The sequence below is a fragment of the Macrococcus sp. GL_134 genome, from assembly GCF_057834705.1.
In genome coordinates this window covers 132726-158084 of record NZ_CM174409.1, presented here as the reverse complement: position 1 = coordinate 158084, position 25359 = coordinate 132726, and the positions used below count along the sequence as shown (strand labels likewise).

The 25359-nt window shown below is 40.6% G+C and carries 24 protein-coding genes; 6 read left to right on the top strand and 18 right to left on the bottom strand.

Features of this window, described 5'->3' with window-relative positions; genetic code table 11:
• Window positions 1–162: 162 nt before the first annotated feature.
• Entirely contained in the window at window positions 163–1209 is a 1047-nt protein-coding gene (locus AC3IPL_RS00850; RefSeq protein WP_489241194.1) for a GTPase domain-containing protein, read from the bottom strand.
• Window positions 1210–1267: 58 nt separating this feature from the next.
• The gene (locus AC3IPL_RS00845) at window positions 1268–2329 is read right to left on the bottom strand and encodes an acyltransferase (RefSeq protein ID WP_489241193.1); all 1062 of its coding nucleotides are present in this window, start codon (window positions 2327–2329) and stop codon (window positions 1268–1270) included.
• Window positions 2330–2460: 131 nt separating this feature from the next.
• Here AC3IPL_RS00845 and AC3IPL_RS00840 point away from each other — a divergent pair, with 131 nt between their 5' ends.
• Complete coding sequence (locus AC3IPL_RS00840) at window positions 2461–3909, top strand: YhgE/Pip family protein (RefSeq protein ID WP_489241192.1); 1449 nt, start codon at window positions 2461–2463, stop codon at window positions 3907–3909.
• Between the two features lie 56 nt (window positions 3910–3965).
• Here AC3IPL_RS00840 and AC3IPL_RS00835 read toward each other — a convergent pair whose 3' ends face one another.
• Genes AC3IPL_RS00835 through AC3IPL_RS00825 form a run of 3 tightly spaced genes read right to left on the bottom strand, consistent with a single transcriptional unit; the run spans window position 3966 to window position 6791 of the window.
• Window positions 3966–4982: a FecCD family ABC transporter permease gene (locus AC3IPL_RS00835; RefSeq protein ID WP_489241191.1), complete on the bottom strand. Its 1017-nt coding sequence runs from the start codon at window positions 4980–4982 to the stop codon at window positions 3966–3968.
• Complete coding sequence (locus AC3IPL_RS00830) at window positions 4979–5977, bottom strand: FecCD family ABC transporter permease (protein WP_489241190.1); 999 nt, start codon at window positions 5975–5977, stop codon at window positions 4979–4981. The genes AC3IPL_RS00835 and AC3IPL_RS00830 overlap by 4 nt, the downstream gene beginning before the upstream one ends.
• A 10-nt stretch (window positions 5978–5987) precedes the next feature.
• Window positions 5988–6791 (bottom strand): ABC transporter ATP-binding protein, encoded by an 804-nt coding sequence (locus AC3IPL_RS00825; RefSeq protein WP_489241189.1) that lies wholly within the window; start codon window positions 6789–6791, stop codon window positions 5988–5990.
• A 109-nt stretch (window positions 6792–6900) separates the two neighbouring features.
• Here AC3IPL_RS00825 and AC3IPL_RS00820 point away from each other — a divergent pair, with 109 nt between their 5' ends.
• Window positions 6901–7932: an NAD(P)/FAD-dependent oxidoreductase gene (locus AC3IPL_RS00820; RefSeq protein ID WP_489241188.1), complete on the top strand. Its 1032-nt coding sequence runs from the start codon at window positions 6901–6903 to the stop codon at window positions 7930–7932.
• Window positions 7933–8002: 70 nt separating this feature from the next.
• Here AC3IPL_RS00820 and AC3IPL_RS00815 read toward each other — a convergent pair whose 3' ends face one another.
• From AC3IPL_RS00815 to AC3IPL_RS00795, 5 genes are all read right to left on the bottom strand, one after another.
• Window positions 8003–8737: a glucosamine-6-phosphate deaminase gene (locus tag AC3IPL_RS00815; RefSeq protein WP_489241187.1), complete on the bottom strand. Its 735-nt coding sequence runs from the start codon at window positions 8735–8737 to the stop codon at window positions 8003–8005.
• Between the two features lie 12 nt (window positions 8738–8749).
• Window positions 8750–9583 carry a YitT family protein gene (locus tag AC3IPL_RS00810; protein WP_489241186.1) on the bottom strand — a complete coding sequence of 278 codons (834 nt, stop codon included), beginning with the start codon at window positions 9581–9583 and terminating at the stop codon, window positions 8750–8752.
• A 128-nt stretch (window positions 9584–9711) separates the two neighbouring features.
• The gene (locus tag AC3IPL_RS00805; RefSeq protein WP_489241185.1) at window positions 9712–10659 is read right to left on the bottom strand and encodes an L-lactate dehydrogenase; all 948 of its coding nucleotides are present in this window, start codon (window positions 10657–10659) and stop codon (window positions 9712–9714) included.
• A gap of 24 nt (window positions 10660–10683) precedes the next feature.
• The gene (locus tag AC3IPL_RS00800) at window positions 10684–12282 is read right to left on the bottom strand and encodes an L-lactate permease (protein ID WP_489241184.1); all 1599 of its coding nucleotides are present in this window, start codon (window positions 12280–12282) and stop codon (window positions 10684–10686) included.
• Window positions 12283–12686: 404 nt separating this feature from the next.
• Complete coding sequence (locus AC3IPL_RS00795) at window positions 12687–13901, bottom strand: NupC/NupG family nucleoside CNT transporter (RefSeq protein WP_489241183.1); 1215 nt, start codon at window positions 13899–13901, stop codon at window positions 12687–12689.
• Window positions 13902–14188: 287 nt separating this feature from the next.
• Between AC3IPL_RS00795 and AC3IPL_RS00790 the strand changes: the two genes are divergently transcribed.
• A complete protein-coding gene (locus AC3IPL_RS00790; RefSeq protein WP_489241182.1) occupies window positions 14189–15478 on the top strand; it encodes a DUF1958 domain-containing protein in 1290 nt (429 codons plus the stop codon).
• A 77-nt stretch (window positions 15479–15555) separates the two neighbouring features.
• Here the strand turns inward: AC3IPL_RS00790 and tcaB are convergent, their stop codons facing one another.
• Window positions 15556–16773 carry a putative multidrug effflux MFS transporter TcaB gene (gene tcaB, locus AC3IPL_RS00785; RefSeq protein ID WP_489241181.1) on the bottom strand — a complete coding sequence of 406 codons (1218 nt, stop codon included), beginning with the start codon at window positions 16771–16773 and terminating at the stop codon, window positions 15556–15558.
• A 116-nt stretch (window positions 16774–16889) separates the two neighbouring features.
• On the opposite strand from tcaB, the gene AC3IPL_RS00780 reads away from it, so the two are divergent.
• The 3 genes from AC3IPL_RS00780 to AC3IPL_RS00770 all read left to right on the top strand — a co-directional run bounded on the left by AC3IPL_RS00780 (window position 16890) and on the right by AC3IPL_RS00770 (window position 20100).
• On the top strand, window positions 16890–18347 hold the full coding sequence (locus tag AC3IPL_RS00780) for an NAD-dependent succinate-semialdehyde dehydrogenase (RefSeq protein WP_489241180.1): 1458 nt from the start codon (window positions 16890–16892) through the stop codon (window positions 18345–18347).
• A 141-nt stretch (window positions 18348–18488) separates the two neighbouring features.
• Window positions 18489–18932 (top strand): MarR family winged helix-turn-helix transcriptional regulator, encoded by a 444-nt coding sequence (locus tag AC3IPL_RS00775; protein ID WP_489241179.1) that lies wholly within the window; start codon window positions 18489–18491, stop codon window positions 18930–18932.
• Window positions 18916–20100, top strand: coding sequence for an MFS transporter (locus tag AC3IPL_RS00770; protein ID WP_489241178.1), 1185 nt, complete (start codon window positions 18916–18918; stop codon window positions 20098–20100). Before AC3IPL_RS00775 ends, AC3IPL_RS00770 begins: the two co-directional genes overlap by 17 nt.
• Before the next feature lie 14 nt (window positions 20101–20114).
• Here the strand turns inward: AC3IPL_RS00770 and desA are convergent, their stop codons facing one another.
• The 7 genes from desA to AC3IPL_RS00735 all read right to left on the bottom strand — a co-directional run bounded on the left by desA (window position 20115) and on the right by AC3IPL_RS00735 (window position 25318).
• A complete protein-coding gene (gene desA / locus AC3IPL_RS00765) occupies window positions 20115–21116 on the bottom strand; it encodes a Delta(5) desaturase DesA (protein WP_489241177.1) in 1002 nt (333 codons plus the stop codon).
• 249 nt (window positions 21117–21365) lie between these two features.
• On the bottom strand, window positions 21366–22379 hold the full coding sequence (gene moaA / locus AC3IPL_RS00760; RefSeq protein ID WP_489241176.1) for a GTP 3',8-cyclase MoaA: 1014 nt from the start codon (window positions 22377–22379) through the stop codon (window positions 21366–21368).
• A complete protein-coding gene (mobA, locus tag AC3IPL_RS00755; RefSeq protein WP_489241175.1) occupies window positions 22372–22947 on the bottom strand; it encodes a molybdenum cofactor guanylyltransferase MobA in 576 nt (191 codons plus the stop codon). Before mobA ends, moaA begins: the two co-directional genes overlap by 8 nt.
• Complete coding sequence (moaD, locus tag AC3IPL_RS00750; protein WP_489241174.1) at window positions 22944–23177, bottom strand: molybdopterin converting factor subunit 1; 234 nt, start codon at window positions 23175–23177, stop codon at window positions 22944–22946. Before moaD ends, mobA begins: the two co-directional genes overlap by 4 nt.
• On the bottom strand, window positions 23174–23623 hold the full coding sequence (locus AC3IPL_RS00745; protein WP_489241173.1) for a molybdenum cofactor biosynthesis protein MoaE: 450 nt from the start codon (window positions 23621–23623) through the stop codon (window positions 23174–23176). Before AC3IPL_RS00745 ends, moaD begins: the two co-directional genes overlap by 4 nt.
• Window positions 23610–24080 carry a molybdopterin-guanine dinucleotide biosynthesis protein B gene (gene mobB, locus AC3IPL_RS00740; protein ID WP_489241172.1) on the bottom strand — a complete coding sequence of 157 codons (471 nt, stop codon included), beginning with the start codon at window positions 24078–24080 and terminating at the stop codon, window positions 23610–23612. Before mobB ends, AC3IPL_RS00745 begins: the two co-directional genes overlap by 14 nt.
• Window positions 24074–25318, bottom strand: a complete 1245-nt coding sequence (locus AC3IPL_RS00735; RefSeq protein WP_489242218.1) for a molybdopterin molybdotransferase MoeA — start codon at window positions 25316–25318, stop codon at window positions 24074–24076. The genes mobB and AC3IPL_RS00735 overlap by 7 nt, the downstream gene beginning before the upstream one ends.
• Between the last annotated feature and the right edge of the window lie 41 nt (window positions 25319–25359).

The following is a 25359-nucleotide window of genomic DNA, read 5'->3' as shown; positions in this document are numbered from 1 at the left end:
ATATTAGCACAGCATTTTTCACACTGTCAACAATTTTTTTGCAAACGATTGCATTAAATATTCACAAGTACTTTAAATCATTATCCGACGTAATCAGCGTGTTATTTCTGCAAACGATTTATTAACAGTCAAACACCGTGTAATCCATAAAAAAGAAGCTGATCAATCAGCTTCTCGTTGTGATGCTTTCAATATATTTCTCGCGATATTCTTAATCTCACTAATATAATATGTCAATCCTTGCACCATAGGAAATGCATTGACTGCACCCGCTTCAAATAATGCGCCGAGTCCAGCCGAAATGGGATTGAATGTTTTCAGTTTGAACGCAGTCCGCAGCAACTGGACAACCTTAGCCATTTCTTTTAATTTTGATGTTTTTGGTTTAGCCTGCTCACTTTCAATCATCTTCATATAATCAGAAATAGTCGGCCATTCCCGTTTGTATTCCAGAATATCGTCTTCCTGGATTTTGAAATGATTCAAAATCGTTCTTTCAAGCGACTGATAATTCTTTTTCATAACAATTTCCTTGAAGCTGGGTGTGAACAATTTCGGCAGCAGTGCGTTAGTCTTATAGTTCAAGAAGCTTTCCAGAATTTCAGTTCTACCGTACTTATCATTGTAATCCATTTCAAGCGTGCGGAATATTGCTGACAGCTGCTGTTTAAAGGCGTCTATCCCTTCATGAGTCAGCGTACTGACAAATATATAGGAAAGCGGCTGCTTGATATAAGGTTTCAATGTAACTTTAAGCTCTGTATCTTTGTCTCTTTTCAGTTCTTCGACCGTATCATGATGGGTGATATCCACCAGTGCATCAGTTTTGTTATAGACAAACAAAATCGATTGATGATTTTTAGTCAAATATTTGATCAGTTCGACATCTGTTTCTTTAATCTTGCTTTCGAAGACATAGATAAAATGATTGATCCCGCTCTGCTGAATGAGCTTTTTGTAATGTGCAGTGCTTACTTCTTCAGTTCCCACCCCTGGAAAATCAACGAGTTTTCCGTAGTGATTAAATGAATATTCTGTTGTTTCAAGCGTCGCATCTGTATGCACAGAAGTATGAGCTTTCGCGTGAGGAATCAATGCATTGATCAAGCTGCTTTTGCCGGCATCCGGCTGACCAATGACTCCTATCTTATAATCAGAACGGTTTGCAACAAACTGTTTATATGACGTCACTAACGGATGTATATCCATGTCATCACTCCATCGTATTTTTCATCTTATTCCCACATTCATTTATCTTTAATGCATTTCATCTAATATTCAATGAATGTTTAACGCGTTCTTCCGCGTTGATTGTAATGTAATTCGCAACAGGAAAGACCAGTGAACTTTTAGGAATGAGCACGATCAGTTCCGTGCAGATTAGTGTCACAACAATAACCAGCAGATAATTTAACACCATGAGATCCGGATTCCAAAAGGCATCAGGCATAATATTACCTATTAGTCCTATGACGAGCAGATGTATTAAGTAAATACCCATTGACCGATCTCCAATGTATTCAAGAACAGCCTTCCATTTTTCGTCGGCCTTCACATGGAACAATCCCATAAAGAAAGCAGTGAAAATTGGCACATAGACTAAATTCAACAATCGATCTGACTGATAGAGTGCAGGCAGTTTCATTTCGGCGAGCATGACAATAATACTGCTGAGCGCAGCGATAGTAATCTTATTGAAATAACGGCTGCACCAAATTTTAAGTGATTCCATATACATCGCCATATATCCGCCCATAAAAAAGTAAGCGAGCCAGTTCAATAGAAATGCACGATGAGTCAATAAATGGAACGCAGGCATATCTCTAATTAAATACCATCCTGCAGTCAGTGCAATAGTAATGAGCGTGGCGATTAAAATATTATCTTTGTTAATATATTTTGCAAACAACGGGAAAAGTAAATAAAATTGAATCACTACAACCATAAAATAAAGATGAACGTAACCTTCACCTAATAATAAGTAGCGAGGCATATCAGATAAATGGACTGGAGCTGCATGTGTCAATTTTAAAAGGGCCAAATAAACGAACGTCCAGAATAGATAAGGAATAATAATTTTATCAAAACGCGTTTTATAAAATCTGCGCGTGTCTAATTTTTTATGTTTCACTGAATTAAACAGCAGCAGCCCACTGATCAGGGCAAATATCGGAGTACCTACTCGTGCCAGCTGATTGACAAGCAATGTAAACATTGCTGGTGAGTCTATGTGTTCTACTGGATAAGCGAGCGTCACATGGGTTAAAATAACTAACAGGCAGGCAATCGCTCTGACAAAGGAAATTTCAGGAAAGTAAGTTTTTTTCATAGAACTAGCCTTTCTTTCATGCAAAAAGTTTATACGCTATTCATTACAACAAAATTTGTAGGAAAAATCAAATCATCTTTCATCTTCTATGTTAGAATGTTTAATCATTGGGATAAAAAGGAGTGGATATTTTGTTTAGTGATTTCAAGTATATTTTAAGCAAAAAGTTGTTATTAGCCGCATTGACTGTATTATTATTTCTACCAATTATATATAGCGCAGTCTTCATTTATTCAATGTGGGATCCCTATGGGCAGACAGAAGATTTACCGATAGCCGTCGTCAATGAGGACGAAGGCGCTGAAATCCAAGGAAAAAAAGAAAACATCGGTAATGAAGTAGTCGACCGATTGAAAGACAATGACAAATTCAAATGGCAGTTTGTTGATAACGACAAAGGTTTGGACGGGATTACTGCCGGCAAATATTTTGCACTCATCAGAATGCCAAAAGATTTCTCAAAAGATGCAGCGACCATGCTTGAAGAAAAACCAGAGCAATTGACAATCATCGTCAAGAAAAACCCTGGCTATAGCTACTCAGGTCAAAGTATTGGTGATAAAAGTGCTCAGGCCGTAAAAGATAATGTCTCATTAGCCATCAGAGAACTCTATTTGAAGAAAATATTCCAGTCAGTCAATGATATGGAGAAAAACTCAGGCAAGCTCACTGATAATCTCAAAAAAATGAAAACCAGTGAAGAGCAGCTGGCTGACGGCAGTTCCAAAGTGAGTAATGGTCTCACAGCTCTGCAGAAAGCACTCCCTTCTCCACAGAATCAGAGTGTCATACAGCTCGCTGAAGGCTCAAAACAAGTGACATCCGGCTTGAACCAGTTAGCAGATGGCACTGATCAAATGACTGCTCAGCTGGACAAGAGTTTAAAACAGCTGAAGGAACGATCTTTCCAAGAAGATAACGCAAAAATGATCAGCGACCCAGTGAAAATTGCAGAGAACGATGTCACAGAAGTGGAGAATTACGGACAGAGTTTTGCTCCTTATGTATTAAGTCTTAGCCTGTATGTCGGAGCTATTGCATTTGTCTCTATCTACCCAATCGACAAAAGAATGGGACAGCCGAAACGTGCACTGAGCTGGTGGGCAGGTAAAGCCATGCTGATTGGACTCTATGGACTGCTGCAAGGGCTGCTCCTTGCGCTCTTCACCATCTTTGTCATCAATATAGAAATCGATAATACCATTCACTTTACATTGACACTCGTAACATGGTCGATTACAGCTATGTTCATTGTCTGTTTGTTAACAGCGGCACTGAGCAATATCGGCAAGTTTTTCGCTATCATCATTTTGATTCTGCAGCTTGGATCAAGTGAAGGAACATTTCCGATTCAGCTGACTAACGCTTTCTTCCAGACTCTTCATGTTTACTCACCAATGACTTATGTTATCAAGGCATTGAGAGAATCCATTTTCGGCTTTGAAGGCAACATTCCTTTTACAACATCGATTGCAATTATATTATCAATCGGTGCTGTGATGATTGGCTTGCTATATATTACCTATCTCATTAAACTCAAAGTACCTTGGCTCAATAGCGCAAGTGAACTGAAGAACTAAATAATAAGCACTTGATGGCCAAGACCACCAAGTGCTTATTATTTTGCCGACAGTCATTAAAACTGTGTCTTTTTACTCATTAAATATAAGAAATAAGGAGCGCCGATAATGCTCACGATAATTCCAGCTGGAATCCCGGCCGGCTGCAGCAGTATTCGGCCGAATGTATCTGACAACGTAAGCAGAATTGCGCCTATCAAGAGAGCAAGCGGCATAAACATCTGATGTCTAGGACCCACCATGCCTCGTGCAATATGTGGACCAAGGAGTCCGATGAACCCTATTCCGCCGCTCACTGCTACCGCACTAGAGCTTAGTAGAACAGCAAGCGTCACTATCAGTATGTTTTGTCTACCGACGTTAATACCAACACCTTTTGAAATATGATCATGCGTGTTCAAAATGTTCAGCACGTTAGCTTTCATAAATACAATGGGTACAAAAATTAAAATCATCAGTGCCATAACACTCGCAAACGGCCATGTATCACCCCAGATACTTCCTGCAAACCACGTAGAGACAAATTCTATCTGATCTTTGTTGAAAGTAGTGGTCATCATAATTGAACCCCCGCTAAGCGCTGTTGCCATGCCGACACCCATCAATACCATCCGTACTGGATTGATACCGTCACCTTTTTTGAAGCTTAAAGCGAATATCACAAGTGCCGTCAGCAATCCACCTAACAAGCTGAACAAAGGTAGAACATAAATAAAGGTACTGCTGTCAACTGGAATAAACATAATGAGAAGTACAATCGCAAAACCACTGCCTGCATTGATTCCGATAATTCCCGGATCAGCGAGCGGGTTTTTTGTGATGCTCTGCAGCAATGCACCACTGAGCGCAAGCGCTGCACCACTCAGCACTGTGACGAGCAGCCGCGGCATGCGAAATTCATAGAGAATCATCTGCTCTGTTGCACTTCCCATACCCAATAACGTTCTAAAAAATTCAGTAAACGTCATTTTGAAGTCCCCAGTCGTCACACTCAATGACATTACGGCTAGAAGAAGGATCAGGAGGGATATGAACAATATATTTTGACGTCTTTTTTTGTGTCCTTCAATCATAATATCTTCCCGTCCCTTCTCACAAGATAAATAAAGAACGGAACTCCAATCAGCGAGATCACAGCACCGATAGGATTTTCTCCTGTCATCCGGGCTATAATATCGGCGATAACAAGAAACGTCCCGCCAAGCAATGCTGAAAATGGGATGATCAAACGATAATCTGTACCTACTATAAATCTTGTAATATGAGGAATCATCAAACCGACGAAAGCTAGAGAACCAACAAGTGCGACAGCGACACCTGCTAGAATCATCGTTAAAATTGAAAAGAAGATTCTGATGCCACCTGTATTCACTCCTAAACCTTTTGCCATCTCTTCACCAAGGCTCAAAGCAGTCAGTTGTCTCGCACTAAGTGTAGTGATGATAAGCGCGAGAATAATGATGGGTGCAGCATACATAATCTGCTGCCACGTCGTACCCGCCACGCCGCCTGCCACTAAAAACGTAATGCTCTGATTGATTTTGAAGAATAAGGCGATCCCATCAGACAGGGCTGTTAATAATGCTGTCACGGCTGCTCCTGCGAGAATAATTCGCATAGTATTGAATCCACCCCGCTTGGACATGCCGATAAGCATGACAATCGTCCCACCGACAACAGCTCCGATAAATCCAGCAAGCATCAATAATAAAAAGTTAGCCCCTGAGTCAATCGCGAGCATGATACTGATGACCATAGCAGCACCGGCATTTAAGCCGAGTAACGACGGATCGGCCAGCGCGTTTTTAGTGATACCCTGCATGATAGCCCCACTACAGGCAAGCGCTATACCGACAAGGACCGCTGCTATTTCCCTGGGGATACGAATATCTTTAATAATATTATGGCTTTCGATATTGCGATAATTGAATAATGCATCAAAGACTTCTTTTAAGGAGTAATTTTCAATGCCGAGACAAAATGATGCAATCAGAAGGAGAATGAGGAGGACAAACAGCAGAATACCCCATAATTCAATCGATAACTTTCTTATATCATATCTTTTCATAGCGCGCTCCTTAAATCCTTGTATAGTGCTTGCACAATAAGTCGTAAGTAACAAGCATCGGTTTACCCGTTCGAGGATCAACGCTCAGTTCTGCATCAATGTTGAACACTTCTTCTAGTACATCATTAGTGAGAACATCTACTGTAGCGCCCTGTGTAACAATCTTACCTTGTTTCATAGCTATAATATGGTCTGAAAAACGAACCGCCTGATTAATGTCGTGCAGCACCATGATAATAGTAGTCCCACGTTCTCTATTCAGCGATTGAACCAGCTCAAGAATTTCAAGTTGATGGGAGATATCGAGATAAGTCGTGGGTTCATCAAGGAATATAATTTCGGTTTCCTGTGCCAATGCCATTGCAATCCAGACGCGTTGTCTCTGACCACCGCTTAATCCATTGACTGGACGATGCTTAAACTCATATGTACCAGTTGATTGTAATGCCCAGTCAATCATCTGTTTATCTTCTTTTGTCAGCCTTCCGAATCCTTTTTGGTAAGGGAAGCGGCCGTAACTGACTAATTCGCCGACGGTCAGACCGTCAGCAACTGATGGTGATTGAGGAAGAATAGCAATTTTCTTCGCGACTTCTTTTGTTGAAGAATGATGAATATTTTTACCATCCAGCAGCACTCGTCCGTGTTTGACCTCAATAATACGCGCAAGTGCTTTCAGCAGAGTCGATTTACCACAGCCATTCGGACCAATAATTGATGTGATTTTATGATCCGAGATATCGACGGTCAAATCCTTTATAATATCATGGTCATCGTAACTGACAGTGATATGATCTCCTTGTAATCTCCCCATGTCTATCCTTCTTTCACAATTTTGTAAATGATAATGATTATCAATGTCTCCATTTTATAGTATAATATATATCAAATCAAGATAACTCATTATTGGAGGAGTTTTTTCCATGAATAGTATATTAGATGTAACGGTAATCGGCGGCGGTCCAGCGGGTTTATATTCAGCATTTTATGCAGGTTTGCGTGGAATGAAAGTGCGCATTATCGAACATCATGACAAACTCGGCGGCAAAGTAAATCTTTATCCTGAAAAATTCATATGGGATATCGGCGGCGTTGCACCCAAGCCCGCAGCTATGATCATCCCTGAAATGATCACTCAAGGATTAACGTTCAAACCTGAAGTCAATTTAAGTGAAAAAGTAACAAATATTATTAAACACGGTGAACAGCACTTTGAAGTCGTTACGGAGAATACCAGTTTTTTTTCTAAAGCAGTCATTATCGCGGTCGGCAGCGGTATTATTTCACCGATGAAGCTCGCGATTGAAGGATGCGAGCGCTATGAAGTAAATAACCTTCACTACGTCGTCCCTTCGTTAAAACGCTTCGAAAATAAACGCGTGCTGATTTCGGGCGGGGGCAATGCGGCGGTGGACTGGGCTTATGAAATTGCTCCACTCGCAAAGAGCGTTCATATTCTGTGCCGCAAAGATGACTTTAAAGGACATGAAGAAATGGTCCGTAAACTTGATGAACGTGGAGTCAACAAAGTGATGAGTCATTCCATCAGTTCACTACAGGCGACAGACGATCATATCGAATCTGTCATCATTGAACATTGCCGGACGCGTGAGACATCACAATTAATTGTCGATGATGTCATTATCAATCACGGATTCCATATGGAGTGCGACATGCTGGATAACTGCGACATCAAACTTGAACGGAAAGATGACTTCTATATTAAAGGAAATGCAGATTCATCGACAGCTGTCGATGGAGTATATGCAGTTGGAGATATTCTGTCTCATGACAGTAAGGTCCAGTTAATCGCAGGTTGTTTCCATGACGCAGCTAATGCAGCGAACCTCGCTAAAACGTATATCTATCCAGAAGCACAGGAAAAAGGAACCGTCTCCAGTCATAACGATATCTTTAAAGAAAAAAATGAGGAACTTGTGCAGTTATTTAATTAATCAGTACAAACGGGCCGGAACTAAAGTTCCGGCCCGTTTGTACTGTCAATAGACTAATGACAATGCGGTATTAACGCTCAATTAAACGCGCAGCGGCATCGTCCATAATGAATTCTACATTTTTGTGCTTGAGTAGACTGCTTGCAGGTATCATTTCATCGGGTTCAGTCATTTTGTAGAGTTGTGCCATTATCTTTGCTTTCTTCTCTCCGAGTGCCAGCAATATAATCCGCTCAGCAGAAAGAATTGTATCAATCCCCATCGAAATGGCTTTCGTCGGTACATCTTCTTGATTTTCAAAATATCTTGAATTAGCTGCGATTGTCGTATCTGTCAGATCAACCAGTCTTGTCTTACTGTCAAATGGCGCTCCTGGTTCGTTGAAGCCAATATGACCATTCTCCCCGATGCCTAGCAGTTGAATATGCAGCGGCCCCTTCTCTCTAATCGCACGATCGTACGCTTCATTATCTTCTTCAACATCAAATTCGTCGTTATCTGGTAAGTGGAACTGAGATTCCTGCATACCAATTTTGTCGAAGAAGTGCTGTTTCATATAAGTCATATAGCTATTCGGGTCATTTGGGTCGAGCATGAAGTACTCGTCCAGATTAAAAGTCTCAAGGCAACTGATGTCGGTATGATTCAACTTCAATAATTCGACGAGCTTGTCATAGACATCTTCCATTGTGCCACCTGTTGCCAGCCCAAGTAATGTACATTGGTTATAATGAATTTCCTTGAACATTTCGATTGCTACGTAATGACTTGCATCTTGTCTGCTGCCTAAATTAATGAATCTCATCACTGCCTCCTCTTAATCCTCTTGTATAAATCCATTTCCTAATACGTCTCTGACATCATGGACGACAACGAATGCATCTGCGTCAATTTTTCTGATCATTCGTTTCGCACGTGTCAGTTGAATTTTATTGATGACGCAGTATAACACATCTGTCTCTCTCTTCGTATAATACCCTTTCCCGTTAAGCAGAGTCACGCCACGACCAATATCCTGGTCAAGCATTCTGGCAATCGGTTCAGGGTTCTGCGAAATAATAGTGATTGCCTTCTTAGGATTCAATCCTTCTATCATGAAATCCATCGCTTTTGTCCCGATATACAAACTGAGTGTTGTCAGCAGTGCCTTTTCTATAGGTATAACAGTCAATGATATAGCGACAACGATTAAATCGAAAAATAACAAGGCATAGGACGTGCTGACATCTAAATACTTATGGGCAATACGTGCAAGAATTGTTGTTCCTGCTGTTGTTCCGCCGACAATAACTATCAGCCCGATGCCGATACCTACCATAAAGCCACCAAATATCGTACTGACCAGTACTTCATCAAGGTGAAGCTGCCAGCTTTCTGTTATTTTTAAAAATGCAGCAAGGGTAATAATGGCAACTATCGTTAAAACCATTGACCGTTGCGATAGAAATTTATAGCCGATAACGAGCAGCAGGACATTCATAGCAAGTGTCGTCCAGGCAGGCGACCAACCGAATGCATATAACAGAATCAATGACATACCTGTCACGCCGCCTTCTCCAAGATGTGCAGGTATAATAAATGTATTGACACCGACTGAAAAAAGAAAACAGCCGAGTATGACAATTATCACTGTCTTAAATGAAATATTCATAATTCTCCTCTCTTTCTTCAGTGATCCTTTATTAATAAGCCTTCATTTTAACGGACTCGCCTGTTTCAAGCAAGCACCTTTCTATTCATTATAAAAAAGGTGCCGGCTAATTGCCAACACCTTGAGTTTTATGAAAAAAATGATGATTGTATGTCTTTCAATGTTTTTACCGACTGATCGAACTTGCGCTGCTCTTCACTGGACAATGGTGATTCAATGATCTGTCGTATCCCGTTTCTATTCACTACAGCAGGTACTCCGATATAGATATCATCATGACCATATTGACCGTCTAATTTAGCGGAGACTGTGAGTACGATGTCCTGATTGCTCAAAATCGCTTTAGTGATCCGCATTAATCCCATTGCTACGCCGTAATATGTCGCTCCTTTTGCTTGGATGATGTCATACGCTGCATCTCGGACATTGACATAGATTTCGTTCATTCGATCACGTTTTTCAGGCTGGTCTTCCAGTAATTTTTTAAGAGATACCCCAGCAATCGTTGCACCGCTCCAAACGGCAAGCTCTGAGTCACCATGTTCGCCAATGATATTGGCATGGACACTTGAAGGAGCGATGTTGAACTCTTCACTGAGCAGATATCTGAATCTCGCTGTATCAAGAATTGTTCCTGAACCTATCACTCGTTCATGCGGCAATCCAGAAAATTTCCATGTCGCATAAGTCAAGATATCGACAGGATTCGTTGCAACAATAAATATACCATCAAAACCAGAAGCCATAATTTCATCAATAATTGATTTAAAGATTTTCATATTTTTACTCACTAAGTCAAGCCGTGTTTCCCCTGGTTTCTGTGCAGCACCGGCACATAGCACAATGATAGCTGCATCGTGGCAGTCTGCATATGTCCCAGCATATATTTTCATGGGACTCGGCGCATACAGCAATCCATGATTTAAATCCATTACATCTCCTCTTGCCTTTTCTTTATCCAGATCAATAATGACAAATTCATCACAAATCCCTTGATTTAAAATCGAGAAAGCATAACTTGAACCTACTGCACCATTTCCGACTAGAACGACTTTATTACCGATATATTTTTGCATGATGTAATCTCCTTTAGTTTTAAATTATAAGAACATTGCGAGCAGCCATGTCCAGATACAAACAAAGATAAGTAAGGCAATGCTGTATTTCAACGTCATACTTAGTAATTTTGATTCTTCGCCTACTGCTCCAACAGCCGCTGTTGCTATAGCTATCGATTGCGGCGAAATCAGTTTAGCCATGACACCTCCTGCTGTGTTTGCTGCTACAAGCAACACTGGATTGATGCCGATTGAGCTGCCTGCTGTTGCCTGAATAGAAGCAAACAACGTGTTATTATTGACGACTGAACCGGTCATAAATACACCAATCCAGCCTAATACAGGAGATAATAACGGGAAAATAGCCCCTGTTTTGGCAACTGCAGTACCCATTGCTACAGTCAACCCGCCGTAAGTAGTTAATTTTGCGATGGCAAGAATTGCACAGATTGTAATAATAGGTAACCATAATTCTTTGCTCGCTTCAATTAGTAATCTGAACGCGGCTCTGAAATTAATATTTTTAGAAATCAGAACGGTCATGACAATAGCGAGCAGAATCGCTGTGCCTGTTGCACTGAACACATCGAATTTAATCACTATCGCTTTACCTGCTGTTTCATTGAAAGTGCCTGGTACTGTCCAATTAAGTACAAGTTGATGGAATTGACCGCCTTCTGCGAACAATGCTTTAAATGCTGGTAGACTCCAGATCAATACAAAACCTGTCAGCAGAAAGAACGGTGACCAGGCATTGATGACTGACAGCAGCGAATGTTTAGGGACAGCGCCGCTATCTTCATCCTCTAAGCGGAAAATATTCTTTGGCTGCCATACTTTGCAGAACAAAGCTAGTGCACCCATTCCTGCCAGTGATGGAATGATATCAGCGAGTTCCGGTCCCTGGAAAATGGTGAACAGCGCCTGTAACCCTGTAAACACTACTGAAGTAACAATGATGACCGGCAATACTTCTCTTACACCCTTGAAACCATCCAGAATGAATATCAGCAGAAACGGTAAGAAGAACGCTGTAATCGGCAGAATCACTGCTGTCATCTGTGACACATCCATCGCAGTGATATTACCTTTCAGCCCTAACGTGTCAACAATACCTACTGGAATACCAATAGCGCCAAATGCACCACTCGCGCCGTTAGCAACCAAACACAGCATCGCAGCCTGTAAAGGTTTGAATCCTAGCTGCATGAGCAGTACCGCGCATATAGCAATCGGCACACCGAAACCTGCGGCACCTTCAAGAAAAGCATTAAACAAAAATCCTATCAATAACAACTGAATGCGCTGGTCTTTTGAAATACCTGCGATACTGTCCTGAATGACATTGAATCTCCCGCTTTCTACAGTCACTTTGTATAGCAGTACTGCCATAATAATAATATATCCAATAGGCATCAGCCCTTGAATGACACCTTCAGTGATTCCTGCACCTGCTACAGGTAACGGTAATTCGAAGAGTCCCACTGCAATGACAATGGTCACGACTAACGTCAGCAGTGCCGCTGTAATTCCTTTCATTTTAAAAACCGTCAAGCACAATAAGAATAATATAATAGGGATTGCAGCAATAACGGCTGATAATCCGATATTATTCAGTGGATCGAATGACTGGACAAACATTACTAGCTCCTTCTTTCTCTCACAATATCAGTTTATTTAAAAGTTTGTTAACTATTTCACAAACTTATTATAATACGTTTTATGAGCCGTAGCAATACTTTTTGTGATTTATTTCACAATTAAATTGATTAAATCGTTTTCATTATAACACCATCGAATTTATAAGACATGAACGGCTCTTTTTTTGACATAAGATTATATTTCAAAAAAAAGACTGATTCTAAATAGAATCAGTCTCATTCCGCAGCCACGTTTTTCTTAGGCAGCAAAGCGCGTTGTAACTTCCGTCTCAAATCTCTAAGCCGTCGAGTTTTCATGAAAAAGCCTCCTTTTTCAATCTCTCTTTAGTTACATTTTACCACTTTATTGTTAACATAACATTAATTTAGTCTGTATTTTTTTAATTACCAGCTGAACAATCCAACAAAAGCTGCTGATAATAACGATACTAATATACCTGCAAGAAGCATCATTGGAACATATTTGCTGACAAAGTCAGAAGTTTTCTGATCAACAATTCCTTTTAACGTTCCGATAATCATTCCTACTGTTGAGAAGTTAGCGAATGAAATTAAGAATGTCACAAGAACTGCTGTCATGTGAGGTGAGAATGTTTTTAAGCTGTCCTGGATGTTCAGCATCACGACAAATTCATTAGTAATGATTTTCGTCGCCATATGGCTGCCGACCACTCTTGCTTCATCCCACGGAAGACCTAGTAACATGGCAAATGGTGCCATAATGATGCCAAGAATATCATCCAGACGAATTTCCATATGAGTCAATGGATCCAATAATGACAACAGCATATCAATGAAGTGTGCTAATGATACAAAGGCGATTAAGAATGCAATGATAATCAAAATTAATTTTCCTGCACCTAATACTGAATCACCAAGGAATGAGAAGAATGGCTGACGTGTTTCCTCTTTGATTTCTACAATATAATCTTCTTCAGCAGTCAATTTGATTGGATTCAAAATAGTACTGATGATGATTGCATTAATAATATTCAGCGGAATCGCTGTTAATACAAGTTCACCAGGAACCATAGTTACGTAAGCCCCAACGATTGACCCAGAAATACAGCTCATCGACATTAACGCGATGGTAAGTACACGCGCTGCATTCATGTCACGAACTTGAGCTTGAGATACTGCCAATGCTTCAGTGTTTCCTAATACCATCATCTCTACTGAGAAAAATGATTCAAATTTCGGCTGGCCGGTAACTTTACCGATCAACCAGCCCACCCATTTGATGATAAAAGGAAGAACACCGATATACATTAAAATATCAAACAATGGTACAACAAACAGGATTGGTAACAATGCTGAGACTGCCATATCCATCTTGGACATATCTGCTACCCAGCTGGCAAACGGCATACCGACACCAACGTAAGCGGCCTGTAACATCCAGCTGAAGCCATCTGCTACCCATTTGACTGCTTCACGGCCCCATGAGAACTGCGTGAAGAACCATGCAAGCAGCAAGTTGACAGCGAGCATAATAGCTACTGATTTCCAGTCAATGTTTTTTCTGTCACGTGAAAATAAATAGGCTACGAGAATAAATACGAATATACCTAAAACATTAAGCAATAAATAGAGATTCATGATTTCCACCTTTACATTTTTGAGTGTAGAAAGATTATAGCATTATTAAACTTTAGTTGGATACACTTTTTAATAAAAAAACGAACAATTAATTAAATTCCACCACCAATATCATTCCAAACTCGAATAATTTTTAGTATAGAACCGCTTACATTTTATTTTAATATAATAATGACTATGATGAATGACTAAAGGATGCACTATCCATCTTTTAACATTATAGAATTAACTATTTTATGTTACTATTAGATGATAAAAATGACCATGTATAGGTGCGAGGGAAAATAATGAAATCTATCTATTTAAAATTGCTGCTTCTATTGCCGGCAGGTCAACTGCTGATTGCTCCAATGACTTACGCCAAATCACCTGTTGAAATTGCCGAACAGCACGGTTATTCGATGGATGCGTCTTATAATCCGAAAGGGACGATAGTGGTTGCCGCTAAAAATGGTCAAATCCTATATGAAGATCATCCAGACAAGAAATGGCCTCCTGCTTCAATGTCCAAACTCATGACACTCTATCTTGTTCTTCAAGCGATGGATGAAGGGAAATTCGATCTGAAGACAAAAGTGACAGTGAACGATAAGTTCTATGGCATTTCGCAATTACCCGCGCTGAGCAACAATAAATTCAGAAAAGGGGCCACTTATACAGTCGATGAACTACTGTATATTATGCTGATTCCCTCGTCAAATGCAGCGACGTTTATGCTGTCTTCATTAGTAGAAAAAAATGATTCTGACTTCGTCGATTTAATGAACAGAACTGCTTCTAAACTCGGCATGAAGAATACACATTACTATAATCCGGCAGGTCCTCCGAATAATCTACTGCTGCAGTACAAGCCGGAACGTTATCAGCAGGACGAGGATAATATCTCTACTGCCCGCGACTACGCCATTCTCTCTCAACATATTGTCAATGAATATCCAAATGTCTTAAAGTATACGAAAAAAGTCACTGTCACTGTCAAAAAAGGGACAGATGATGAAGAAACATTCAGTACTTATAACCATTCACTAGAAGGTGCCGAACTGGGCTACGAAGGTGTTGATGGTTTAAAAACAGGTTCAAGTGATACTGCCGGATTTGATACGACGATAACAGGCAAGAAGAATGATATGCGGATTGTTCAAGTCATTATGGGTGTCGAAGACTGGTTTGACCCATCAGCAGAATTCAACCGTAATAAAATTGCTAATGCACTTATGGATGAAGTGTACAGTCAATACAGCTACAGGAAAGTTCTTGAAAAAGGTCACTATAAGCAAGGTGACAAAGAATATTACGTCCATCAAGATCTATATGACATCGTCCAAAAAGGAATAAAAGGCAGACTAGTCTTTAAAAATGACAGAGTGAGCTATCAATATGACCGCCAATTTGTAACTGAAGATCACCCTGCTGCGTTTGTTGCGACAGAAGATTACCAGCAGTACCAAATCAAAAAGTTTATCAATGAAAATTTTGTCTGGATTGTGCTCAGTCTGACATTATCGTTTATTATCGGGCTGCTGCTGCTGCTCTACTATTTTAAACCTTCCATGTTCACAAACCTCTGGGAACAATAAAACAACTATCAGCCATCGTGACTTGAGGCAGATGGCTGATAGTTGTTTTATTATTATGTGCCGCGTTTCTCAGCAAGCTAGGACTGACTATGTGACAACGACAACTTATTTAGTACAAAAATTCTTAGCAGCTGGGCAACGATGGATATGATGATAATAATCATCAGAAAAGGGACATAACTGTTCTCGCCCATCACTCCTGTGACTGGCGTCAATGCCCCTCCTATTAGAAACTGTACTAATCCAAGCAAAGCCGAAGCACTCCCTGCTCCCTGCCGCTGAACCTGCATCGCCAGTGAAAAACCCGTTGTCCCAATCATACTGACAGGGCTGATCAATAAGAAGAACGCAGCAAACAATGTCCATACCGGTAGATGAAACAGTAAGACGCAGGCAGTGAGTATCACGCCAATGGACTGAATATACTGACCGAGTTTTAAAATCGTCATCTCAGTCATACGGTCTACAAGACGAGCCGTCAACTGGCTGAATAAAATGAGACCGATGCCGTTAACAGCAAACATCAGACTGAACTGTTGGGCTGACATGTCGTAAATTTTCTGGGTGATAAACGGAGAACCGGCAATATAACTAAATAGTATGCCGTAAGTCAACGACTGCAGAACAAGTAGAATCACGAACTTACGATTGCTGAGCAGTGCTCTGAAATCGACAAAAATAGACGAAAACTTAACATTATCACGGCTGTTTTCCGGTAGACTTTCTCTTACAAGCAGTGCACTCACTAAAAACATGATGACACCATAGCCGGCAAGAATATAAAAGACCGTCTGCCAAACTGAAAACCGCAGGATGATTCCTCCAAGAACGGGTGCCAGAATAGGTGCTAGACCATTGACCAGCATTAAAGCACTCATGAACTTAGTTAAGTCTTTTCCTTTGTATAAGTCTGCAGTAATTGCCCGGGCAATTACTGCACCCGCTCCTCCTGCAAAACCTTGGAAAAATCTGATGGCAATCAACCATTCTATCGTCGGAGCAACAGCTGATAAGGTTGACATTAACGCATAGACCGCCAGCACGACTAAAAGTGGTTTCTTCCGGCCGATGACATCCGAAATGGGCCCGACAAATAACTGCCCGACTGCAAGACCGATCATACAAGCAGTCAAACTTAACTGAACACTTGATGTTGTCGTCTTAAAATCTTCTGAAACATTAGGCAGTGCAGGTAAGTACATATCTAGAGACAGTGGACCAAAAGCTGCGAGCAGGCCAAGAACAATGACCAGCTTCCATTGAATTTTTGATTGCGATGAATGAGGGTTATTCATAATTACCTCCAATATATAACATGTATTATACATTAAATTAATAGATGCAAATCGATTGTTTCAAAATTTTTTATGAGGGAAAATGAATATTATATTAAAAGAAAGAAGGGTTATTCATGAGTGAAGCAATTAGCAAAGTTCATACTCAATTATTTATAGACGGTCAATGGATCGATGGTGACGACAAACAGACGAAAGAAGTGATCAATCCAGCGACAAGTGAAGTGATTGCAAATGTTGCACAGGCAGGTGAGCAGGAAACAACCCGTGCAATTGAAGCAGCTTCAAAAGCATTCACTGAGTGGAGCCGCATGGAGCTGAAAGATCGTGTAACTATTCTACGGAAAGCAGCTGATCTCATTGAAGAAAATGCAGATTATATTGCTGAAGTAATGACGATTGAACAAGGGAAACCTCTTTCAGAATCTAAGCCGGAAGTTATTGACGGTGCTGAGTCATTCAGATGGAATGCTGAAGAAGCGCGCCGCTTATACGGCGAAACGATTCCAGCCCCTAATGCACACCATTACGAAGTATTATATCAACCGGTCGGTGTAGTTGCAGCGATTACACCTTGGAACTTCCCATCAGGTATGGTGACGCGTAAAATAGCACCAGCACTTGCTGCGGGTAATACCGTCGTACTTAAACCATCAGGTGATACACCGCTCACAGCTATCGCTATCTTTGAACAGTTGGAACAAGCAGGATTCCCTGCTGGAACAGTGAACTTAGTGATGGGCAGCTCATCAGTTATCGGCAAAACGATGACTGACTCCGATACAGTAAGAAAACTGACATTTACAGGTTCAACTCCTATTGGTAAAGAACTCTATAAGCAGTCTGCTGACACACTTAAAAAATTATCACTCGAGTTAGGTGGACATGCCCCGTTCATCGTACATTCAGATGCAGATGTTACAGCAAGTGTCGAAGGATTAATGGGTGCGAAATTCCGTAATAACGGTCAAGTATGTATCGCGCCTAACCGTATTTTTGTCCATGAAGACATTAAAGAAGAATTTATGAAACAGTTGCAGGCGGCTGTTGAAAACTTAAAAGTCGGTAATGGTCTGGAAGAAGATGCTAAAGTGGGACCACTGATTCGCGAAGACGCTATCGACAAAATTAAAGATCAGCTGAATAACGCACTGGAAAAAGGTGCAACATTGGTTACTGGTGGAGAACGTATGACTGACGGTGATTACGGAAAAGGTTTCTTCTTCCAGCCTACTATCATTGATCACGTTGACCAGTCAATGAACATCTTCTATGAAGAAACATTCGGCCCGGTTGTTCCTGTCATTTCATTCAATGATTTAGACAAAGTCATTGAAATGGCAAATGATACGGAATTCGGACTGGCATCATATGCTTATGCTTCATCTGCAAAAGCCATCTATCAGTTATCAACGCAGCTGGAATATGGTATGGTGGGCATCAATGAAGTTAAAATTTCAAATCCCGAAACACCATTCGGCGGCGTTAAACATTCAGGATTCGGCCGTGAGAACAGTCATCTAGGTATTAAAGAATATGTCGTCGAAAAATTTATCAACACAAAATATATTTGATGAAGAGAAGCTGAAACTGCACTCTGAACATTATCTTTCATATAATGTTCAGAGTGTTTTTTTTGACTATCTTTACAAATGGCTTATAAACGTATAGAATAATATAGTTAGTTTTTCTAACTAACTATATAGGAGGTTGTGATGACTAATCAATTATTTTTTGAAACGATGCTCGATCTGCGTCGCCATTATGTCAGTGAAATGGATGCTATATTGAATCATTATCAGCTGTCTTCTTCACAGTGGTTTATATTTAAAACTATAGCTCGAACAGCACCTACCACACTTGTAGAAGTCGCAAAAGCCCGAGCAATTGAGAAGCCGACAGCTACTAAAATCATCCATAAACTCGTTGAATTAAAACTGGTTGAAACTACTGAAGGTAAGGATAAACGCGAAAAGATTTTATCTCTTACAGATTACGGCCAGGATATTTACAAAGAGATTCAAGTACACGTATCCGCATGCCAGGAAGAATCCCTGAAAGACATCGATCTGTCCGTTGACGAATTGACTGCAGCGCTTGATACAGTCATGCATTATTATAAGAAGAGAAAGGAACATCGCCTTGGAAGAATCAATTAAACAGCCTTTATGGACTAAAAATTTCATATTAGTTTCTCTTGTTAACTTCATCATCATGTTGTCCATGTATTTGTTACTCGTTACCATCGGTGGATACACCATTTCTAAATATCATGTTTCTACAAGTCTTGCGGGTCTTGTGTCCGGTATATTTATCGTCGGTAGTTTGTTCGGCCGCTTTTGGGCAGGGAAATACATCGATATTATGGGGCAGAAAAAAATCCTTGTCATTGGAGGTCTCATTTTTACAATGACAACGGTGTTATATTTCTTATCATTTAATTTAACTTTACTTCTCGTCGTCAGATTACTAAACGGTATCGGCAGCGGAATCGCTTCAACTGCAACTGGGACAATTGCAGCATTCATTACACCAGTCAATCGACGCGGTGAAGGTATCAGTTACTTCAGTATGAGCACTGTGCTCGCTACAGCTATCGGACCGTTCCTCGGTATGTTTTTATTACAATTTATTTCATATCAATATCTCTTCATGCTATGTTTAGTGATTGCTGTTGTTGCGCTGGTGTTGATTCCATTGATTAAAATTGCACCACATCTTGAAACCGTTAAATCAAATATGCCAACAGGGATCCACTTAAGTGATTTCATCGATAAAAATGCGCTGCCAATCGGTATTGTTGTTCTTATTGTATGTACAGCTTATTCAAGTGTGCTCAGCTTCATTTCATTATTCGCAGAACAAAACAATCTTGTCACTGCCGGAAGTTTCTTTTTCCTTGCTTATGCGATATCTGTATTGATTACTCGACCAGTGACAGGCCGGATGATGGATACTAAAGGTACTAATATTGTGATGATCCCCTCATTTATCAGCTTTTTTATCGGGCTCGTACTGCTCAGTATGACACACCATGCAGTACTTTTAATCATTAGTGCTGTATTTATCGGCTTTGGTTACGGAAACTTCCAATCTATTGCCCAGGCGATAGCTGTCAAAGTCACTGAACCTGAAAAAATCGGTCTTGCAACATCCACTTTTTTCATCTGTCTTGATTTCGCATTAGGTTTCGGACCATACGCATTAGGTGCAATCATCCCGGCATTGGGGATGCATGGCATGTACGGTGCTATGAGTATTCTAGTTCTTATTGGTTTAGCGGCCTACTTCTTACTGCACAGCAAAAAAGCACATCTTTATCAATAAGATGTGCTTTTTTATTATTTAGCGAAGCGTTTATTGAACTCGCTGAATGTAATGAATCCTTTGTTTTCTTCATCGTACAGTTTGTACTTTAATGATTTTAAGCTTTCTTTAATTCCGATAGTCGTCGCATGATGTAATGGCGGTGTTTCATTATGTGCTTGTTCAAGCAAATAATTAGGAATTCTCGGGCTCAAATGATGAACATGATGAAATCCGATGTTACCTGTCAGCCACTGGAACAACTTCGGCAGTCGGTAATACGAGCTGCCTTCTACAGCTGCTTTTACGTAATCCCATTGTGTTTCATCTTCAAAATATGAATCTTCAAATGTATGCTGAATATAGAATAACCATATTCCGAGCAATCCACCGACGAACAATACAGGTCCCATGACACTGAAGAAACGTGCAGGCCCAAGCAGGTAGATGAGCAGACCATAGACAACGATGACAGCAGCATTATGAATATATGTGTTATTCCGTTCTTTTGCTTTCGCGTCTTTCGCGTTCATTCTGTTTGAAACAAACAGTAAATATATCGGACCAAGAACAAACATCACGAATGGATGTCTGTATGCACGGTAGATAAAGCGCTGCACCGGCGTCGCTTCTCTATATTCTTCAATGGTCATCATCCAGATATCGCCTGTTCCTTTTTTGTCCAGGTTACCGCTTGTTGCATGGTGGGTAATATGCTCACGTCGCCACTTCTCATAAGGGAACAGTGTCAGAAAACCAGAAATATTACCTAAAATTTTATTCGCTTTCTTATCTTTAAAGAAAGAACCATGACAGCAGTCATGAAATATGATGAAACTTCTAATGAGGAAAAATGCACCGATTATCCCGCAAATGATGGACAACCAGGGAGAAATATCATAGGCTAGAAATCCTGCAGCGATTAATAGAAGATACGGAATCAACGTGTTAACGATCTGCATGACACTAATCTGCATTTCTGATTTTTCGAATGGCTTGACTGACTTTCTTAACTGTAATTTCTTATCTCTATCCATAGGTCACCTCTAAAATTAATAATATATGAAGCCGGTAAATCGACATGAATGGATAATTATTATTTTTTAATAGCATCTAGTCATAAATCTATTATACCGGATATATCAATAAATTAAAGGATAAATCAATTCAAATAATCCCATTGCTTGATAGTTTATTATTATAATATAATTAATAAACATTTGATTTGTATGTATTGAGCATATTATTTTAACCACATATATATTAGAATAGTAAAAAAGGAGACATCAGCCTCCAATATAATTCATATTTATTTTTTGTCGCTGTCTATTTTTTACAGTTTCGGCTGTTCTTTCGTCAGAATAACGGTCATCTCTCTGCTTCCATATGTTGATCAGTTGATTTTTCAGTTCTGTATCTGTGACTCCGTGCCGGACAAATGATTTCAGATCGAACCCGCTGCTGGCAAACAAACAGCCATAAATTTTACCTTCAGAGCTTAACCGGACCCTTGTACAACTTGAACAGAAAGATTCAGAAACGCTGGTAATAAATCCAATGGTCGCTCCGTTATCATGCTCATAATACTTAGCTACTTCACCGTAGTATTGTGGCAAAACTGGTGCTATATTAAAATGCTGCTGCAGTAACTCAATCATCTCAGTTTTGGTCAGGACTTTGTCGAAGTTCCAGCCGTTATCGTTGCCGACGTCCATGAATTCAATGAACCGTAGTGTAATATGACGTTTTTTGAAATAGTCGGCCATAGCAAGAATTTGATGGTCATTCATTCCTTTTTGGACCACCATATTGACCTTGATGTTGAATCCAAGTGTTTTAGCATAGTCAATCTGATCAAGAATAGTCTCGGCCTTGATCCCGCGTCCATTGACTTCTTCAAAGACTTCATCAAGGGCATCAAGACTGATATTCAGTCTTCTAAGACCTGCATCGTATAATACCTTGCCGTGTTTTTTCAGCAGCATCCCATTCGTTGTCAATCCAATATCTTCTATACCTGGTATACCATTCAATTGTTTGATTAGCAGATGAAGATCTCGTCTCAGTAACGGTTCTCCTCCTGTAATTCTTATTTTTTTTATTCCTAGTTCAGCATACTGTGCTGCTATTCGAGTCAATTCATCAAATGTCAGTAACTCATTTTTCGGTAAAAAGGCAAAGTCGTCACCGAAAATCTCTTTCGGCATGCAGTATGAACATCTGAAATTACAGCGGTCAGTGACCGAAATTCGGAGATCACGCAGTGGTCGACCTAATTTATCAGTTATTTGTTCAGTCATGGCGCTCACCTTCTTTTATCATGATCAGATCCGATTGCGTATTGATGTTGGCATGCCAGTTTCCCGGAACTGACGCAACATTGATATAGCATGTATTATTATTGAATAAATGGCGTAACGCTAGTTGCTGATTATCAAGTAAATGCTTAATGACCGGTTTTAACCAGGCGGGATATATTCCGATTGTCGGATGAATGTGATGATCATCTCGGTACAGCGTCAGCCGACCGGCATATTGATTGACAAGGTAGTCTATCGCTTCAGTTGTGATGAAAGGTGTATCCACAGAAATGACACAGCAGTCGACATCCGGAAAAGCATTCATGACTGAATATATACCTGCAAGCGGTCCATGATTTTTATATTGTTGTTCATCAATAATGACTGAATAAGCATCAAAATTATCGGCAATCGCGTCATTTGCACTGATGACGATATCGCTGAACTGCCTGCTCATTTCCATTGTACGAGCGACTCTTTCGTAAAATGACTGTCCCTCAAGAAGATGAAATGCCTTTTGGCTGCCAAATCTTCTTGATTCTCCGCCTGCTAATACAACGCCTATCAACCACCGCTCACCGGGGGTATTAGTGCCACGACATCCTTATCATTAATTATATCCAGGTCATTGACTACTTCTTCGTTAACAGCTATTTGAAACTTCTCTCCTTGCAGACCGGGATAGGTTTCATATAAGTGCTGTCTCAACTCTTTGACTGTCACATGATGACTAAAAGGAAAGTGATCTTGTTCACGATTGATGAGTTCTCGAATATGAGCGAAGTATAATATTCTCATTGCCGGCCCTCCTTATAGGATGAATGGTAACCTCTTTGACTACCTATCCATTGTTGTCCGTCTTCCCATATTTCCTTTTTCCATATCGGGACAATTTCCTTAATTCGTTCAATCGCATATTCATTGGCTGCATAACTGTCTTTTCTATGAGGTGAAGATACAGCAATGACAACAGCGATATCTGAAATTTGAAGCACTCCTATTCTGTGGCCGATAGCCGTCACTGTGCCCGGCCACCTGCTGCTGATTTCGTCACCGATCTCAGCTAGTTTTTTTTCGGCCATCGGAACATAGGCTTCGTACTCAAGATACTCCGTTTTTACCCCTTTTGTCCATTCACGCACAATCCCTGTAAAGACACACACTGCACCTTGCTTCGGATTGACGGTATACTGCCTGTAAGCTTCTGGATCTAGAGGTGTAGTTACAACTTCAAAAGGTTTCATGATTGATCAGTCCTTGTATGATTTCTATATAATTGACATCATTGATAGCATGCGTATCGATAATCCCGACAATCTGTGTTAGATTCAACAGGTCACGGTCGTGCTCGCTTCTCAGCAGCACGAATTTAGGATAGTCTTCGTGTTTATAACCTTCGACCAATATAATATCAGGTGATGATGATACTTCATCAATCAACGAGTCAAGCGTCTGCGTTTCATTGGTCATTAATTTATGAATGTAACGCTCCCCTTGAATAATACTCTCAACCGCACCAGAAGACATATACGTCACATGATCTCTTTCAAGTGGAATGTCTATTTCGTTTCCTGAATGGTCACCATGATGTTTAATGACTGCCACTTTTACGTTGAGCATTCCCGCTGCCTGGATCAACTGGTTGATTACTGTCGTTTTACCACTTTTCTTGTAGCCGACAATCTGCAGTATGTTCACCATTGTGAAACGTCCGGTAATTGCGTCAGCATCACTTTGACAGCATCTCCTGCCCGAAAGCCGCGTGTTCCGCCGGGCAGTATGATCATACTGTTACTTTTAGCAATAGCGACGACAGCGTTACTTTTATTGAATCCAGCAGGTTTGACCGTGCGAGTGTGCCAATCATACTCTGCCCGGATAAATCGTGTGAATGGATTGGCTTTCGTAAAATCTTCAGAAAGTACTCCTTCAATGACCGGCACATAACAGCTGGTCGCTCCCATCATGCTCTTGATGGACGGCCTGACTAATAATTCGAATCCTGTATAACAAGCTGATGGATTTCCTGACAGGCCAAACAGTAACTGCTGACCGAGTGACGCAACAGTCGTGACACTGCCTGGACGCATCGCAATTTTATTGAATAAGATGTCAGCATTCAATGCTTTGTAAATAGCCGGCATGTAGTCGTAGTCACCAACCGACACCCCGCCCGTCGTAATGATGATATCACTCGTCTGCAGCGCTGTCTGGATAGTACTCAGCAGATGTTCATAATGATCTGCTTCAGCTTGATAATGAATCGCTTCAATTCCTAGTTCTGCAAGCTGACCTGCAATCATAGGGCCATTGGAATTGCGTATTTTTCCTGGCAACAGCGGTGCTTCGATAGCAGTCAGTTCACTACCTGTAGCAATCAGTGCGACAACCGGTTTCTTTCTGACATGAATGGTGGCGTATGAAAAGGTAGCAAGAACTGCCTGCACACCCGGTGTAATCAACGTTCCTGCTGGAAGAATCAGCTCACCTTGTCGACATTCTTCTCCTTGCACAGAAATATTCTCACCTTGATCAAATGATTTTCTCACAGTAAAACCGTCAGTCGTGTCAACCGTCTGCTCAAGCATTACGACAGCATCAGCTCCTTCTGGTATAGGTGCTCCGGTCATAATACGTACTGCTTCATAAGGCTTCAATATATGACTGCTGACCTCTCCCGCACCGATATGATCAATCGTCCGAAAAGCAATGCGGTGTTCTCCATCAGCACCGATTGTATCAGCACTTCTAACAGCATAACCGTCATAAGGTGATTTATCGAACATAGGAATATCATATGTGGCTGTAATATCTTCTGCCGTATAATAATGAAGGCTCTGAACCAGAGGAATAGAAATAGTGGGCATCAGAGCAGCACGAGCCATACAGTGTGCTATTGCTTCATCTACAGGTATAGGCGTTCTTTTATCTAGCATCATCATCCTTCTTTCTCATTTAGCATAGGTCCTTTATACTGATT

What these genes read in the sequence shown, in the direction of transcription:
- moaA (WP_489241176.1), bottom strand. Translation starts at nt 22,379, where the DNA reads ATGACTGAACAAATAACTGATAAATTAGGTCGACCACTGCGTGATCTC.
- tcaB (WP_489241181.1), bottom strand. Translation starts at nt 16,773, where the DNA reads ATGAATAACCCTCATTCATCGCAATCAAAAATTCAATGGAAGCTGGTC.
- AC3IPL_RS00820 (WP_489241188.1), top strand. Translation starts at nt 6,901, where the DNA reads ATGAATAGTATATTAGATGTAACGGTAATCGGCGGCGGTCCAGCGGGT.
- AC3IPL_RS00835 (WP_489241191.1), bottom strand. Translation starts at nt 4,982, where the DNA reads ATGATTGAAGGACACAAAAAAAGACGTCAAAATATATTGTTCATATCC.
- AC3IPL_RS00775 (WP_489241179.1), top strand. Translation starts at nt 18,489, where the DNA reads ATGACTAATCAATTATTTTTTGAAACGATGCTCGATCTGCGTCGCCAT.
- AC3IPL_RS00780 (WP_489241180.1), top strand. Translation starts at nt 16,890, where the DNA reads ATGAGTGAAGCAATTAGCAAAGTTCATACTCAATTATTTATAGACGGT.
- AC3IPL_RS00825 (WP_489241189.1), bottom strand. Translation starts at nt 6,791, where the DNA reads ATGGGGAGATTACAAGGAGATCATATCACTGTCAGTTACGATGACCAT.
- desA (WP_489241177.1), bottom strand. Translation starts at nt 21,116, where the DNA reads ATGGATAGAGATAAGAAATTACAGTTAAGAAAGTCAGTCAAGCCATTC.
- moaD (WP_489241174.1), bottom strand. Translation starts at nt 23,177, where the DNA reads ATGAGAATATTATACTTCGCTCATATTCGAGAACTCATCAATCGTGAA.
- AC3IPL_RS00845 (WP_489241193.1), bottom strand. Translation starts at nt 2,329, where the DNA reads ATGAAAAAAACTTACTTTCCTGAAATTTCCTTTGTCAGAGCGATTGCC.
- mobB (WP_489241172.1), bottom strand. Translation starts at nt 24,080, where the DNA reads ATGGTGAACATACTGCAGATTGTCGGCTACAAGAAAAGTGGTAAAACG.
- AC3IPL_RS00800 (WP_489241184.1), bottom strand. Translation starts at nt 12,282, where the DNA reads ATGTTTGTCCAGTCATTCGATCCACTGAATAATATCGGATTATCAGCC.
- AC3IPL_RS00745 (WP_489241173.1), bottom strand. Translation starts at nt 23,623, where the DNA reads ATGAAACCTTTTGAAGTTGTAACTACACCTCTAGATCCAGAAGCTTAC.
- AC3IPL_RS00735 (WP_489242218.1), bottom strand. Translation starts at nt 25,318, where the DNA reads ATGATGCTAGATAAAAGAACGCCTATACCTGTAGATGAAGCAATAGCA.
- AC3IPL_RS00805 (WP_489241185.1), bottom strand. Translation starts at nt 10,659, where the DNA reads ATGCAAAAATATATCGGTAATAAAGTCGTTCTAGTCGGAAATGGTGCA.
- AC3IPL_RS00850 (WP_489241194.1), bottom strand. Translation starts at nt 1,209, where the DNA reads ATGGATATACATCCGTTAGTGACGTCATATAAACAGTTTGTTGCAAAC.
- AC3IPL_RS00830 (WP_489241190.1), bottom strand. Translation starts at nt 5,977, where the DNA reads ATGAAAAGATATGATATAAGAAAGTTATCGATTGAATTATGGGGTATT.
- AC3IPL_RS00815 (WP_489241187.1), bottom strand. Translation starts at nt 8,737, where the DNA reads ATGAGATTCATTAATTTAGGCAGCAGACAAGATGCAAGTCATTACGTA.
- AC3IPL_RS00790 (WP_489241182.1), top strand. Translation starts at nt 14,189, where the DNA reads ATGAAATCTATCTATTTAAAATTGCTGCTTCTATTGCCGGCAGGTCAA.
- AC3IPL_RS00810 (WP_489241186.1), bottom strand. Translation starts at nt 9,583, where the DNA reads ATGAATATTTCATTTAAGACAGTGATAATTGTCATACTCGGCTGTTTT.
- AC3IPL_RS00795 (WP_489241183.1), bottom strand. Translation starts at nt 13,901, where the DNA reads ATGAATCTCTATTTATTGCTTAATGTTTTAGGTATATTCGTATTTATT.